Consider the following 14,192-nt stretch of genomic DNA (forward strand, 5'->3'; position numbering starts at 1 on the left):
TCGGCGGTGGTCGACCAGCTCAGGCGGGCGATGACGATGGCGAGACCGGTGACGGTCGCCAGCAGGGCGGCGCAGGCGGTCCAGCCGCCGGCGGCGTAGACGGGGGCCGGGGCGACGGCGCCGACGCTGCCCCGGCGTAGTAGCCGGCCAGGTAGAGCCCGACCGCGCCGGAGCGGGCGGCCCGGCCGGCCGTCGCGGCGTAGCCGATCGCGCAGGCCTGACCGGCGAAGACCCCGGTGCAGGAGGCCGCCAGGCCGGCGATCACGGTGGGCGTGGTGGGGATCAGGGTGAGGCCGAGGCCGGTCAGCGAGACCAGCCCGGCCAGGGCGAAGGCCCGCAGCCGACCGAACCGGGTGATCAGCCGCCCGGCGAGCGGAGTGGCGACCACCGCGATCAGGAAGACCGCGAACACCGCGCCGCTCTGCAGGGTGCTCAGCCGGAACGGCGCCCCCTCCAGGTGCAGGCCCGCATAGGTGAACGCGCCGACCTGCAGGAACAGCAGCGCGGCACCGACCAGGCAGGTGCCCAGCAACCGCGGGTTGGCCAGGTGCCCGCCGATGCCGTGCAGGCCGGCCAGCAGCGAGCGGGAGCGCTCGAAGTGGCGCTCGGCCGGCAGCCACCGCCAGGCCGCCAGCAGGGTGACCAGCAGCACGGCGGCCAGCGGCAGGAACGAGGTGCGCCAGCCGGCGTGCGCGGCGGCCACCCCGGACAGGAACCGGCCCAGGAAGCCGCCGAACGCCGTGCCGGAGACGTAGAGCGCGTTGGCGGCCTGAGCGCGTGCACCGTCGTACTCCTCGGCGAGGTAGGCGACCGCCACCGCGAAGACGAACGGAATGAGCAGGCCCTGCGCGAGCCGCAGCACCAGCAGGGCGGTGAAGCTCCAGGCGGTGGCCAGCGCCAGGGTGGTGGCCAGCGAGGCGCCGATCGCCGCCAGGATCACCCGCCGCCGCCCCAGCCGGTCGGAGACCGAGCCGGCCAGCGGGGCCATCACGGCGACGCCGAGGGTGGTCGCGCTGATCGTCCAGGTGCTCTGGCCCAGTGGCACGTGCAGCTCCCGGGAGAGCACCGGCAGCAGCGGCTGGGTGGAGTAGATGTTGAGCAGCGCGCACACCCCGAGCAGGAAGACGGCGCACTTGGCCCGTGCCGTCAGCACCCGCTCCACGGCCCGCGGCGTGGGTGCGATCGCCGGCCCGGCGGTGTCGGCGACGGACTGCACTACGACCGGTCCAGCAGCCAGGTCAGATGGCGCCGCACGGCCGGCCACTCGCTGTCGATGATGCTGTAGTAGCAGGTGTCGCGCACCGTGCCGTCCGCCAGGATCAGGTGGTTGCGCCGGATCCCCTCGAACCGGGCGCCGAGCCGCTCGATCGCCCGCCGGCTGGGCGCGTTGAAGAACGCGGTCCTGAATCCCACGGCGATGCAGTCGGCCTGCTCGAAGGCGTGGCCCAGCAGCAGGAGCTTGGCCTCGGTGTTCAGCCCGGTGCGCTGCACGCTCGCGCGGTACCAGGTGTAGCCGATCTCCAGGCGGCGGTTGGGGGCGTCCACGTTCATGTAGCTGGTCATGCCGGCGATCCGGCCTTGGGCGTCGAGCACGGTGAACGGCACCATGGTGCCGGCGGCGGCCAGCTCGAGGCGGCGCTCGATCTCCTCGCGCATGCGGTCGGGGGAGGGCACGGCGGCGAACCAGGTGTCCCAGACCCGGCCGTCCTGGACGGCCTCGACCAGCCCCTGCTCGTGCTCGAACTCCAGTGGGACCAGCGAGACATGGCGGCCGGTGACGGTGAACGGGTCGATCCAGCGCAGGCGCTGCGGGGCGACGGTCACGGTGCGACTCCTTGGACGGGGAGGGGTTGGTGCGGTGCGCGACGGTGTGGCGCAGGTGCTCGGCCATGGCCCGCACCGCCGCCTCGGCGTCGGCGGTGACCCGGGAGTCGACGCCCGGGGCGGGCAGCATGTTGGTGAAGTAGTGGGCGCCCTCGGTGGGATGGCCCAGGGCGCAGAAGTTCGGGGTGATCGTGCCGTCCGCCCGGACCAGCCGGCCGACCTGGTCGATGTCGAAGCCGCCGGGCTGGAACCAGCCGTTGGCGAACGGCCGGGCGTGGCCCCCGGCGAGCAGCGACCGGGTCAGCGGTGCGGTGTCCCGCTCGGGCAGGAACGGGTCCACGCTGGCGCCCACCAGCACGTCGCAGTGCACCGGCGGTGACGACTGGACCGCGCCGGTGATGGCGAACTCGGCTCGCTCGGAGTCGAGTCGGAGCGAACCGCCGGGGCCGGCGCCGAGTTGCAGCACACCGGCGGCGAACAGCGCCCGCCACTCGCGGGACCGGTGTGCCGGGGGACCGGCGGCGACGGCGTTCAGCAGCGGGGCGTACACCTGGCAGAACCGCTCGTGGGAGCGCGGGGTCAGGCCGCGGTGCTCCACCGCATGGCGCAGCTCGGTGCGCAGGTCGCGGATCGCGTCGGTGGCGGCCTTCAGCGGGCTGGTCAGATTGCCTGCGGCGGCCTGGCGTTCGTCCGCTGTCAGGAAGTCCACCAGGTCCTGCTGGTGGGCGGCCACGGTGCGGGGGAACCGGTGCTCCCGGGGGCGCAGCAGCGCCGCCACATCCGGGAGCGGTCCGCCGGTCGCCTCGGCGGCTTCTCGAAGGTCGGCCGCCAGCAGCGGTAACAGATGCTGCTCGAAGTCGAGTTGGCCGACTTCGGCGCGCAGGGCGTCGATCGCCTTCAGGGTCAGGTGGGCGGCCTGGTGGACGTCGGTCGGCCGCTTCTGGTTGACCGCCCGGGGTGCGAAGATCCGGCCGCTGCGCGAGTACACCCGCAGCCGTGGCTCGGCCCCGCTGGGGCGGTAGACCAACTCGCCGTCCGGGCCCGGGAGGAAGCGTCCGCCGCGTCCCGCGGTCAGGGCCGCCACCGTGTCGATGGCCGACAGACTCATGCCGCGCACCGCCACCCGGCTGCCGGGCTCGATGGTGTCGAGCTGGTGCAGTGGGTAACAGCTGCGCAGGTAGCGCAGATCGGGGTTGGACCGGCGGTGGTCGGCGACGAACCGCTGGATCCGCTGGTCCTCCTCGGTGGGTTGGTTGGTGCCGTGGCCGGTGGTCAGGAAGACGAAGTCCACGGCGAGCAGCGAGCCGTCCGACAGGTGCAGCACCCAGGAGCCGTCGCGCAGGGTGCGCGCCTGCTGGGCGCCGGCCCGGTGCTCCTGGATCCGCACGTTGGACGGGGCCTGGCGGCGCAACCGCCGGTAGGCGAAGGCCAGATAGCGTCCCAGGGTGCCGCGTGGCAGGTAGCTGTCACCGGCGGCGCCCGCCCAGTCGGCGAGGCTGGGGCCGGCGACGGGTCGTCCGGTCGCGGACCGGTCGCCGGTGCGGAACATCGTGACCTGTCCCGCGATGGTGTTCATGAGCAGGTAGTTCGGTTGGTCGGGGAGATGGACGCCCGCCCCGGGCGGGTGCGGGTCGATCAGATGGACCGTCAGGGAGTCCCAGTCGTTGTGTGGTTGGCTGCAGATCCGTTCCAGGATGCTGAGACCGCGCGGACCGCCGCCGACGACGGCTACCGAGACGTGCATGGAAGCCACGCTCCAGAGTGATGACGTGGTGCGAGTGGGGTCGTGAATGCGCGGCAACGCGCATGACGGGCCTGAGGAAGGCGATCAGGGGGTGGTGGGAGTGGTGGTCACCCAGCGCTGATCGGGGCCTCACCATAGGCAGGCGCACGGACGGCGGACCAGCTGGGTTCCGGCCAAGCGGCCCGCCCGCTTTCGGCCATCTCGCGGCAATTCACGAGCTCCGACGGCTGTTTCACGGGCGCGGTACAGACCACGGCGAAGGCGACGTTCAAGTGCGGGGCTGGGCCCGCTGAGGGCGGTGGGGAGCGTGGTGGTGGTGTGACGATACCGGCCGGAGCCGAAAGCCGAACGCCCGCGGGGGAGTTCCGCGGGCGTTCGGCTTTCGTCAGGAGGCTCTCAGCCGGCCAGCTGGGCTTGGAAGACGGCCGGGTTGAAGTAGGCCTTGAGTTCGCGGATCAGCCCGTCGTCGTCCAGTTCGTAGATGTTGATGCCGGACCAGTTGACCGGGCTCCCGTCCTTGGCGACGGCGGCGCCGCGCCAGGAGACGGCGGTGTGGCGGCCCACGGTGTGGGCGGTCAGCGGGGTCAGGCCGAGGAACGGGTCGAAGTTCGGCAGGATCGAGCGGATGAACTCCTCGATCGCGGGGCGCCCTTCGAACGGCGGTTGCCCGACCGGGTCGTGGAAGACGCCGTCCTCGGCGAAGGCGGCGGCCCAGGCCGCCGCATCGCCCGACTGGGACTCGCGGAAGAACCGCAGGACGGCGGGCGGCATGGCGGGGAAGGTCATCGGGGTCTCCTCTTGCTGGCGAAGGTGGTGGATCGGGTTGCTGGTGAAGGTCGAGGGCCAGGTTGCTGGTGGAGGTGGAGGGTCGGGTTGCTGGTGAAAGTGAAGGGTCAGGTGTGAACTCGGCCGGGCCGCAACCGGATCGGGCGGGCGAGCCAGGCGTGCGCGCCCAGCGCGACGGCGGCGGCCAGGGCGATCAGGGCGCAGACGCCGCCCCAGCCGAACGCCGCCTGGGCGCGCACGCCGAGCGCCGATCCGGCGCTGCCGCCCAGGAACGAGCAGGTCATGTAGGCGGTGTTGAGGCGGGATCGGGCCTCGGGGCGCAGCGCCAGGATGCGGGCCTGGTTGGCCACTTGGTTGCCCTGGACGGCGATGTCGAGCAGCACCAGCCCGGCGGTCAGCGCGGCCAGCCCGGCGATCCCCCGAGGCCGCCCAGGCCGAGCACGGCGGCCGCGAGGAGGGCGCCGAGGATGCAGCCGAGGTTGACCCGGTCGGAGCCGTGCCGGTCCGCGAGCCGCCCGGCGGCCGGTGCGGTGAGCATGCTGGCGGCGCCGATCAGCGCGAGCAGGCCCACGGCCTGCGCGCCGAGGTGGTAGGTGGGGCCGGTGACCAGCAGGGCCAGCGCCGTCCAGGCCGCGCTGAACCCGGCGAACAGGGTGGCCTGGTAGAGCGCGGAGCGGCGCAGCGCGGGCTCGCTCGCCAGCAGGCGCACGGTCTGGGCGAGCAGGGCGGGGTAGCGCTCGGTACCGGCAGGGCTGGGCCCGGGCGGCAGGGCCTTGGTGAGGACGACGGTCAGCAGGGCGGTGAGCGCGGCCGCGACCAGATAGGGGGCGCGCCAGCCGAGCGCGCCGCCAAGGGTCGCCCCGAAAGTGCGGGCGAGCAGGATGCCGCCGATCAGTCCGCCCTGCAGGGTGCCGATCACCGCGCCGCGCCGCTCCGGGGCGACCAGGCCGGCGGCCAGCGGGATGAGCAGCTGCGGCACGACGGTGGCGGCGCCGACCACCGCGCCGGCGGCGAGCAGGAAGCCCAGCGAGGGGGCCAGGCCGGCCGCGAGCAGGGCCGCGGTGGTGGCGGCGAGCAGGGTGCCGATCAGCGGCCGCCGGGGCAGCCGGTCGCCGAGCGGCACCAGCAGGAAGATCCCGGCGGCGTACCCCAGCTGGGCCACGGTGGCGACCGTCGCGGCGGTGGTGGGGGAGACGGCGAAGCCGTGGGCGATCAGCGGGGTCAGGGCCTGCGGGAAGTAGACGTTGGCCACGGCGACGCCGCAGGCCAGAGCCATGATCAGCGGAAGCCGGGGGTGCGGGGATGCGGGCATGGCAGGGCGGGCCCTCCATCGAGCGAACTGGTTGGTTCGGAATAACATGAGGCTCACACGGTGGCGGGGTGGCTGTCAAACGAACTGGTTCGTTCGAATGGCAAGGCAGGCTCTGGGCCTTAAACGAACCAGTTCGTTGCCTGCTCGGCTAGCATGCATCCGTGGCATACGACTCCCAGGCGACCAAGGCCCGCATCCTCACCGCAGCCGCGGCCGAGTTCGCCGAGCACGGTGTGGCGGGGGCCCGGGTGGATCGGATCGCCGCCGCCGCCCAGGCCAACAAGCGCGCCATCTACGACTACTTCGGCGACAAGGACCGGCTCTTCGCGGCCGTGCTCGAGCAACTGCTGACCGAGCTGGCCGAGGCCGTTCCGCCGACCGGCGAGGACCTCGGGGAGTACGCCGGCCGCCTCTTCGACTACCACCTCGCGCACCCCCAGGCACTGCGACTGCTGCTCTGGGAGGCGCTGGAGCTGGGCGATCGGCCGGTGCCCGACGAGCCGGGGCGCACCCGCCACTACCAGGACAAGATCCGAGCAGCCGAGGGCGGCGGTGAGGGCGATCCGCGCACCCTGCTGTTCTTCACGCTCGGCCTGGTCGGCTGGACGCTGGCCATGCCGCAGCTGCGCCGGATGATCCTCGATGCGGGCACGGACACCACAGCCGCAGCCAGTACGGACCTGGCCCGGCTGCGCCCGGCCGTGGTCGCGGCCGTCCGAGCGCTCGCCGAGGCGGGGCAGCCGTCGACCTGACGCGCAGTCAGTGATCCTTAACCGTTGGTTCGATCGACTGCCGCGTCGTTACGATCATCGGATGACCAGCGACTACCTTCTGCACGGCGACCGCGTCGCCATCCGATCCCTGCGGCGCGACGACCGGGACGAGTTCACCCGACTGGCTCAGGAGAACGCCGAACGCCACCACCCCTGGCTGGCCCCGCCGCGCACCGACGCCGAGTTCGACGCCTACATGACGCGGCTGGAGGAGCCCGTCCGCGAGGGCTTCGCGATCTGCCTGCCGGACACCGGTGCGATGGTCGGCTACGTGACCATCAACAACATCGTGCAGGGCGCATTCCGCTGCGGGGCGATGGGATACGGCGCGTTCGCGCACGGGCGCGGGCTGGTCACCGAAGGCGTCGGGCTGGCGGTGCGGCACGCCTTCGGCCCGCTCGGTCTGCACCGGCTGGAGATCAACGCCCAGCCGGCCAACACCAAGTCGATCACCGTGGCCAAGCGGCTCGGCTTCCGCCTGGAGGGCCTGTCGCCCGACTTCCTCTTCATCGACGGCGCCTGGCGCGACCACGAGCGCTGGGCGATCACCGCCGAGATGCTCGACGCCGCCTGACGCGGCGTCAACTCACCGCGCTGACCTGGTCGGGCTCGACCCGGTCAGCGCGGTGCGCCGAGCCCGGCACGGCCGGCCCGGGACGGCAGCGGAGTGTGCAGGTCATCGACGGCGGTCGGTGACGACCCCACGCCGAGGGCGGCCAGCGCGAAGGCTGCGGTGAGAGCCGGACCACCGACCGAGGCCACCCAGCAGGACCCAGGCGGCGCAGCGCCCTATAGGGCATCCCGGTCGGCGACACGCCGCATTCCGTGCCCGTGCACCCGGACGGCCCACGCCGCCCGCGGCTGTTTTCGCGATGCTGCCCTGCTCCTGGTGACCTGGAGGGCGGCAGGGCGCCGATGCTGACGGGTCGGCGGATTCGGCACCGCCGTCGTGGGAGGCGCGAGGTGGATGAGCTCGATGCGGATCGGGCCGAGACCGGTGGCGTGACCATCCCGGCAGCGCGAGCCGCCACCGACGCGGCGGCGCCCAGTGAGGTGCCCAGGCACGCCACCGGTTGGCGCGGCCGGCTGCGCAGGCCGAGCGCGGCGGATGCGGCGGTGACCGCCGAGGCGACCGGCGATGCCACCCCCTGGCGCGGCCGGCTGGGCGGGCCGAGCGCGGTGGATGCGGCGGCCGGGTTGATCACTGCGCTGTTCAGCGTGCCGGAGGGGATGGCGTACGCGGCGATGGCGGGCTTCGACCCGGCGGCGGGGCTGTACACGGGGGTCTGGCCGGCGGTGGTGGGCTCGCTGCTCGCGCAGACACCGCTCATGGTGACCACCCTGACCAGCGCCATCGCCCTGACCTCGGGCGGGGCGCTGCGGCAGGCCCGGCTGGATCCGACCGTGCCGGGCAACGTCGCGGCGCTGACGTTGCTGGTCGCGCTGGCCATGGCGCTGTTCGCCCTGCTGCGCCTGGGCTCGCTGCTGCGGCTGGTGCCGGCCGGGCTATGACCGGGTTCTCGGTGGGCATCGCGCTGCAGATCATCACCGGGGCGCTGCACGACGCGACCGGGTTCCGGGCGCACCAGCACAACCGGCTGCTCCGCGTGCTGGCATGGGCGGCGCACCCGGGCGCGTGGTCCACCACGGTGACCGCCGTGGCGGTGCTGACCGTGCTGGTGTGGGCGCTGGCCCACGCACTGCCGGGTGCGCGGCCGCTCGCGGTGCTGATCGCGCTGGTGGTCACCGCCGCGCTGGTGCACGCCGCCGGGATCGCGGTGCCGCTGGCCGGCTCGCTCGGCCGGATCCCGGACGGTGTGCCGCCGTTGACGGTGCCCGCCTGGCAGGCGATGCCGCGTCTGGTCGGTGGGGCCGGCGCGGTGGCGCTGGTGGCGCTCGCCCAGGCTGCCGGGATCGCCCCGGCACGTCCGTCTGCGGTGGGCGGCGGGCCTGCGGCGGGCCGGGCGCGGGACATGCTGGCCCAGGCGGCGGCGAACGCGGTCGGCGCGTTCTGCCATGCACTGCCGGCCGGCGGCTCGCTCTCCCGCACCGCGGTGTCCGCCTGCGCGGGCGCTCGCACCCGCTGGGCCGGGGTGGCGTCCGGCTGTGTGCTGGCGCTGCTGCTGTGCGGCCTGGGGGCGGGGGTCGGGCTGATCCCGCTGCCGGTGATCGGGGCGCTGCTGATCGTCATCGGGGTCAAGCTGATCACTGGGCGGGCAGCCGAGATCCGCGCGGCCTGGTGCGGTGGCCCGGGCGAGCGGGCGACGATGGTCGCCACCTTCCTGGCGTCCACCCAACTGCCGTTGCAGTACGCGCTGTTGCCGGGCCTGCTGCCATGCCTGGCCCGGCTCGCCGCAAGCCGCCGCCGCGCCGCGCCCCACTGCGGCGACCCCGAGTCGACGTCGGCGGCCGCACCAGCGAACGGCGGCCGCACCAGCAAACAGTGACCGCACCAGCGAACGGTGACCGCACCAGCGAACGGCGGCCGCATCAGCGAACGGTGACCGCATCAGCGAACGGCGGCCGCATCAGCGAACGGTGACCGCACCAGCGAACGGTGACCGCACCAGCGAACGATGACCGGCCGGGTCGGCGCGGGCCTACGCTCCAGGAAGGACCCGCTCGCCGCCATGAGCCGGGGAGCGGCTGCCGGGAGTGGCTGCGGCCGCCCCTTTAGCGACCCCCGTGCGGCCGCCGACATAGGGCCGTATGGCCGAGCCCGAGTGCGCGGCGCCGCCAGCGGGCGCAGGCTCGATCGGGATGCCAAGTGGAGGTGCCCGTGAGACTGCTCCTGGTCCATCCGAGTGCGTTGATGTACTCCGAGATCTTCTTGAGGCTTGAGCCACTCGGTCTGGAGCGCGTCGCCGCGGCGGCCCGCGACGCCGGCCACCAGGTCCGCCTCGTCGACCTGCAAGTGACCCGGCGGTCCCGGCTGGACGCGGTGATCGACGAATTCGCGCCGGAAGCGGTCGGCGTGTCGCTGAACTACCTGGCGAACATCCCCGAGGCGATCGAGATCGCGCAGCGGGTGAAGCAGGGCCTGCCGGACTGCTTCGTCTTCTTCGGCGGCCACAGCGTCTCCTTCGTCGCCGACCACGTCCTGGAGCAGGCCGCCGGCGCGGTCGACGCCGTGGTCCGCGGCGAGGGCGAGCCCGCGATGCAGCCCCTGCTCGAAGCCGTGCGCGACGGCGGCCTGACCAGCGTGCCCGGCGTCGTCACCCGCGACGGGCGCGGGCCGATGCCCAGGATGATGCACGGCCTGGACGAACCCCGGCCGGCCCGTGACCTCACCGCCCACCGCCGCCGCTACTTCATCGGCGAACTCGAACCCTGCGCCTCCATCGAGTTCACCCGCGGCTGCCCGTGGGACTGCTCGTTCTGCTCCGCGTGGACGTTCTACGGGCGCAGCTACCGCAAGGCCACCTCCGAGGCCGCCGCCGACGAACTCGCCGCCATCCGCGAGCCGAACGTGTTCATCGTCGACGACGTCGCGTTCATCCGGCCCGAGCACGGCGACGCCATCGCCGCCGAACTCGAACGCCGCCGCATCCGCAAGCAGTACTACCTGGAGACCCGCTCCGACGTCCTGCTGCGCAATCAGGAGGTCTTCGAGCGCTGGGCCCGCCTGGGCCTGCGCTACATGTTCCTCGGCATGGAGGCGCTCGATGCCGAAGGCCTGGAGCTGTACCGCAAGCGCATCGATCCGGACGAGAACGTGCGCGCCCTCAAGGTCGCCCGCAACCTCGGCATCAACGTGGCCATCAACCTCATCGTCGACCCGGCCTGGGACGCCGAACGCTTCCGCATGGTACGGGAGTTCGCCCTCTCAGTGCCGGAGATCGTCCACCTCACCGTGATGACCCCGTATCCCGGCACCGAGATCTGGCACACCGAGTCCCGGCGCCTGACCACCCTCGACTACCGGCTCTTCGACATCCAGCACGCCGTGGTCCCCACCGGCCTGCCGCTGGCGGAGTTCTACCGCGAACTGGTGCGCACCCAGGCGGTGATCAACCGCAAGCACCTCGGTGTCAGCACCGCCCTGGGCGCGGCCCGCATCCTTGCGGGCAACCTGGCACGCGGGCAGACCAACTTCGCCCGCATGCTGTTCAAGTTCAACAGCGTCTACAACCCGGACCGGCAAGTCGCCGACCACCAGCGGCCGGTGCGCTACGAGCTGCCCCTGCCCGTCCGTGCCGCGCCCGGCGACCGGCGCCAGCTCTACGTCCACGCCACGCCCACCGCCCACCGCCGCCCCACCGCGCCGCCGGTGCCCGACTGAGTTCCGCCGGCGCCAACCCCGCCTTCTGCTCGGATGATCCGCACCATGGGAGAACTCATGCCTGACAACTGGCCGGTGGACGCGGCGGTGCAGCCCGACGGCCACCACCGCCCCGGCAGTTCCGGGAGCTCCGCCGACCTCAGGCGCGTCGGCATCAACCCCGACTACTGGTACCCGGTGGCCACTTCCCGCAGGGTGCGGAAAGGCAGGACGTTCGCCACCGCGTTCGCCGGGGAGCGGATCGCCCTGTACCGCGGCGAGAGCGGGACCGTCCACGCCCTGGAGGACCGCTGCGCCCACCGCCAAGTCCCGCTGAGCATGGGCGTGGTGGAGGGCGACACGCTCCGCTGCTGCTACCACGCCTGGCAGTACCGGGGCGACGGCCGCCTCTCGCAGATCCCGTACCTCTCCAAGGAGACCGAGCGGCCGCCGAAAGGCGTTCGCGCCTACCCCGTCCGCGAGGCGCACGGCCTGGTGTTCGTCTTCCCGGGGGACCCGGAGAAGGCGGCCACCGTGCCGTTTCCCGCATTCCCCGAGCTCGATCCCGCCAAGCACCGGACCATGATGTTCTCGCGGCTGGTGCGCTGCCACTACTCGTTCATGCACGAGAACCTACTCGACATGAACCACCAGTTCCTGCACCGCGGCATCCTCGGCAAGATCCACCCGGAGCTGCTGGAACGCCGCAAGAGCGCGCGGTCGGTTCAGGCCCGGTACCTCTTCACCCATGCCGGCGGGAAGAAGGACCGCGGAGCCGGGTTCCTCGCCAGCGAGGGCATCGGCGGCAAGGACTCGGCGGACCTCATGACGATCCGAACCGAATACCCCTACCAGACCCTCGAACTCCTCCCGGAGAACGCCGAACTGCCCTCGTTCTCGCTCTGGGCGGCCTATGTGCCGAAGGACGCCGAACAGCGCACCAGCAACACCTTCGGCCTGCTCACGATCGCGAAGCCGTCGATCCCGGGGGCGCTCCACCTCGCCTGGCCGCTCATCCGGCGCTTCACCGAGCGGGTGTTCGCCCAGGACCGGACGGCGGTCGAGGCCGAACAGCGGGCCTGGGAGGAGCAGGGCGAGGACTGGAACCACGAGGTCTTCCCGCTGATCCTCGAAGTCCGGGATCTCCTGCGCGCCAACGGAGTTCCGCTTCGGCCGGTCGTGCGGTGCGGCGAGTCCGCGGTGCCGTGCGCCGTCGCCGCACCGCAGGCCGAGCGCCACCCGGACGGCCCGGCCCTGCCGTAGCCGCGCCCAACTAGCCGGAGATCTCAGGAGTTCCGGGTGTGGTGGTCCAGCAGGCGGGTGAGCAGCTGCACGAACTGGTCGCGTTCGGCCGGGCTCAGCGGCGCGAGCAGTTCGTCGTGCAGGTCGTCCAGGACCTTGTCGAGGCGGCGCAGCCGGCGGCGGCCCTCGGTGGAGATCGTGATGACGTTGCGGCGCCGGTCGTCGGGGTCGGGCGCCCGCTCGACGAGGTCACGCTCGGCCAGTTCGTTGAGCACACCGACCATGTCGCTGCGGTAGATGCCGGAGCGCCTGCTCAACTCCGCCTGGCTGCCCGGCCCGTACTCCTGCAGTGAGGTGAGCACGGCGTAGTGCCACTTGCGGCTGTCGGCCTCGGCCAGTCCGTCGGTGATCAACCGGTCCGACCGCACGGTCAGTTGGGACAGCAGTCGGCTCGCCCGCCGGCGCAGCCTCTCGGGTGTCCGGAGCGTGCCGTCGTCGGGCGGGTCCGGGGCTTCGCCTCTGCTCATGGCGCCCATCCTACCGATTGCGTTAGTCCCACTAACGATGTACCGTCACTTCCGCCAAAACGTTAGTGCCACTAACGTTGTTTGAGTGGACTCCACGGAAGGAAGATCTTGCCGATCAAGAACGTGCGGATTCCCACCACGGACGGCACGGCCGACGGCTTCGCCGCTTTCCCCGACGGTGGCGGGCGGCACCCGGGGGTGCTGCTGTACCCGGACGCCTTCGGCGTGCGGCCCGTGCTGGAGGAGATGGCCCGCGAGCTGGCCGGACACGGCTACTACGTGCTGGTCCCCAACCTCTACTACCGGCACGGCCCGGCACCGGTGATCGAACTCCCGGCGTACATCGGGGAAGAGGAGCGGCCTGCGGTCTTCGCCCAGCTGATGCCCTTGATCCAGGCTCACGCCACCGAACGTGTCCTGCGCGACGCCGACGCCTACCTCCGGTTCCTCACCGGCCAGCCCGAGGTCAGCGCCGGACCGGTCGCCGCGATCGGCTACTGCATGGGTGCCATGCTGGCGCTGCGCACCGCGGCCGCCCACCCGGACCAGGTTGCCGCCGTCGCCGGATTCCACCCCGCTTTCCTGGTCACCGACGCGCCCGACAGCCCGCACCGCGTCTTCCCCGAGCTCAGCGCCCAGGTCCATCTCGGCCTGGCCGAAGGCGACATGACGCCCGAGTCCACCAGCAAGCTCAACCAGGCCCTGGACGCCGCTGGTGTCGACCACAGCTGCGAGATCTACCCCGACACCATCCACGGCTTCACCATGTCCGACACCTCGGCCTTCAACCCCGCCGGACTGCAGCACCATTGGGACCGCCTGCTCCCGCTCCTCGGCCGCACCCTGGCCGACAGCTGACGCTCCGCGCTTCGAGGGAGGCGGAACTCCCTTGAGCGGAACTTGAGTGGAACTCCGTTGAAGCACGCGGTGATCAGAGGACCTTGGCGAGGAAGGCACGGGTGCGCTCATGCTCGGGGTGGTCCAGCACCGCGCCGGGCGGGCCCTGTTCGACCACCACGCCGCCGTCCATGAAGACCACGGTGTCCGCCACCTCGCGGGCGAACCCGATCTCATGGGTGACGACGATCATGGTGGTGCCGCTCCGGGCCAGGTCCCTGATCACGTCGAGCACCTCGCCGACCAGCTCGGGGTCGAGCGCCGAGGTGGGCTCGTCGAAGAGCAGCACCTTGGGCTTGAGTGCGAGCGCCCGGGCGATGGCCACGCGCTGCTGCTGGCCGCCGGACAGCTGCCGGGGGTACGCGTCGGCCTTGCCGGCCAGGCCGACCCGGTCAAGCAGATCGAGGGCGGCGGCGCGCGCCTCGGCCCTGGGACGCTTCAAGGCACTGACGGGTGCTTCGACGAGGTTCTCCAGGACGGTCAGGTGCGGGAACAGGTTGAAGTTCTGGAAGACGAACCCGATGTGGGTGCGCTGGCGCAGGACTTCACGCTCGGGGCGCTCGTGCAGTCGCCCGCCCGAGTACCGGTACCCGATGAGTTCGCCGTCGATGGAGACATGGCCCCGGTCGAGCTTCTCCAGGTGGTTGACCGCCCGGAGCAGGGTGGACTTGCCGGAACCGGACGGGCCCAGGACGACCGTGACCGAGCCGGCCGCGACCTGGAGGTCGACGCCGCGCAGCACCTCCAGCCGGCCGAAGCTCTTGTGGACGCCCCGGATGTCGACCATCACGTCACTGCTCATCACAGGCTCCTCGCAGTCGGGTTC

At 72.3% G+C, this 14,192-nt stretch carries 15 protein-coding genes and 1 pseudogene; 7 read left to right on the plus strand and 9 right to left on the minus strand.

Annotated elements, in window-relative coordinates; genetic code table 11:
* Positions 1-19: 19 nt before the first annotated feature.
* From E6W39_RS44410 to E6W39_RS38000, 6 genes and pseudogenes are all read right to left on the minus strand, one after another.
* Complete coding sequence (locus E6W39_RS44410) at positions 20-1,264, minus strand: MFS transporter (RefSeq protein WP_407658650.1); 1,245 nt, start codon at positions 1,262-1,264, stop codon at positions 20-22.
* Complete coding sequence (locus E6W39_RS44415; protein WP_407658651.1) at positions 1,216-1,824, minus strand: GNAT family N-acetyltransferase; 609 nt, start codon at positions 1,822-1,824, stop codon at positions 1,216-1,218. The genes E6W39_RS44410 and E6W39_RS44415 overlap by 49 nt, the downstream gene beginning before the upstream one ends.
* Positions 1,825-3,097: 1,273 nt before the next feature.
* Positions 3,098-3,568: pseudogene (locus E6W39_RS44420) on the minus strand (FAD/NAD(P)-binding protein); the annotation flags it as partial.
* Positions 3,569-3,964: 396 nt separating this feature from the next.
* Positions 3,965-4,354, minus strand: coding sequence for a nuclear transport factor 2 family protein (locus E6W39_RS37995; protein ID WP_141637336.1), 390 nt, complete (start codon positions 4,352-4,354; stop codon positions 3,965-3,967).
* A gap of 107 nt (positions 4,355-4,461) precedes the next feature.
* A complete protein-coding gene (locus E6W39_RS43825; protein WP_323809138.1) occupies positions 4,462-4,737 on the minus strand; it encodes a hypothetical protein in 276 nt (91 codons plus the stop codon).
* Positions 4,738-4,748: 11 nt separating this feature from the next.
* The gene (locus tag E6W39_RS38000) at positions 4,749-5,666 is read right to left on the minus strand and encodes an MFS transporter (RefSeq protein WP_323809139.1); all 918 of its coding nucleotides are present in this window, start codon (positions 5,664-5,666) and stop codon (positions 4,749-4,751) included.
* Positions 5,667-5,827: 161 nt separating this feature from the next.
* Between E6W39_RS38000 and E6W39_RS38005 the strand changes: the two genes are divergently transcribed.
* Together E6W39_RS38005 and E6W39_RS38010 are read left to right on the plus strand one after the other, a co-directional pair.
* Entirely contained in the window at positions 5,828-6,418 is a 591-nt protein-coding gene (locus E6W39_RS38005; RefSeq protein ID WP_141637337.1) for a TetR family transcriptional regulator, read from the plus strand.
* Between the two features lie 61 nt (positions 6,419-6,479).
* Positions 6,480-7,013, plus strand: a complete 534-nt coding sequence (locus E6W39_RS38010) for a GNAT family N-acetyltransferase (protein ID WP_141637338.1) — start codon at positions 6,480-6,482, stop codon at positions 7,011-7,013.
* 44 nt (positions 7,014-7,057) lie between these two features.
* Here the strand turns inward: E6W39_RS38010 and E6W39_RS40095 are convergent, their stop codons facing one another.
* Positions 7,058-7,201: a hypothetical protein gene (locus E6W39_RS40095; RefSeq protein ID WP_181799643.1), complete on the minus strand. Its 144-nt coding sequence runs from the start codon at positions 7,199-7,201 to the stop codon at positions 7,058-7,060.
* A gap of 201 nt (positions 7,202-7,402) precedes the next feature.
* On the opposite strand from E6W39_RS40095, the gene E6W39_RS43280 reads away from it, so the two are divergent.
* From E6W39_RS43280 to E6W39_RS38030, 4 genes are all read left to right on the plus strand, one after another.
* Entirely contained in the window at positions 7,403-7,951 is a 549-nt protein-coding gene (locus tag E6W39_RS43280; protein WP_181799644.1) for a SulP family inorganic anion transporter, read from the plus strand.
* A complete protein-coding gene (locus E6W39_RS43285; RefSeq protein WP_141637340.1) occupies positions 7,948-8,886 on the plus strand; it encodes a SulP family inorganic anion transporter in 939 nt (312 codons plus the stop codon). The genes E6W39_RS43280 and E6W39_RS43285 overlap by 4 nt, the downstream gene beginning before the upstream one ends.
* A gap of 332 nt (positions 8,887-9,218) precedes the next feature.
* Entirely contained in the window at positions 9,219-10,721 is a 1,503-nt protein-coding gene (gene hpnR / locus E6W39_RS38025) for a hopanoid C-3 methylase HpnR (RefSeq protein WP_141637341.1), read from the plus strand.
* Between the two features lie 57 nt (positions 10,722-10,778).
* Entirely contained in the window at positions 10,779-11,963 is a 1,185-nt protein-coding gene (locus tag E6W39_RS38030) for an aromatic ring-hydroxylating oxygenase subunit alpha (RefSeq protein WP_141637342.1), read from the plus strand.
* A 23-nt stretch (positions 11,964-11,986) separates the two neighbouring features.
* Here the strand turns inward: E6W39_RS38030 and E6W39_RS38035 are convergent, their stop codons facing one another.
* Positions 11,987-12,469: a MarR family winged helix-turn-helix transcriptional regulator gene (locus tag E6W39_RS38035; RefSeq protein WP_141637343.1), complete on the minus strand. Its 483-nt coding sequence runs from the start codon at positions 12,467-12,469 to the stop codon at positions 11,987-11,989.
* A gap of 108 nt (positions 12,470-12,577) precedes the next feature.
* Between E6W39_RS38035 and E6W39_RS38040 the strand changes: the two genes are divergently transcribed.
* A complete protein-coding gene (locus E6W39_RS38040; protein WP_141637344.1) occupies positions 12,578-13,327 on the plus strand; it encodes a dienelactone hydrolase family protein in 750 nt (249 codons plus the stop codon).
* A gap of 73 nt (positions 13,328-13,400) precedes the next feature.
* Here E6W39_RS38040 and E6W39_RS38045 read toward each other — a convergent pair whose 3' ends face one another.
* Positions 13,401-14,168, minus strand: coding sequence for an amino acid ABC transporter ATP-binding protein (locus E6W39_RS38045; RefSeq protein WP_323809140.1), 768 nt, complete (start codon positions 14,166-14,168; stop codon positions 13,401-13,403).
* Between the last annotated feature and the right edge of the window lie 24 nt (positions 14,169-14,192).

The sequence above is a fragment of the Kitasatospora acidiphila genome, from assembly GCF_006636205.1.
GTDB lineage: Bacteria > Actinomycetota > Actinomycetes > Streptomycetales > Streptomycetaceae > Kitasatospora > Kitasatospora acidiphila.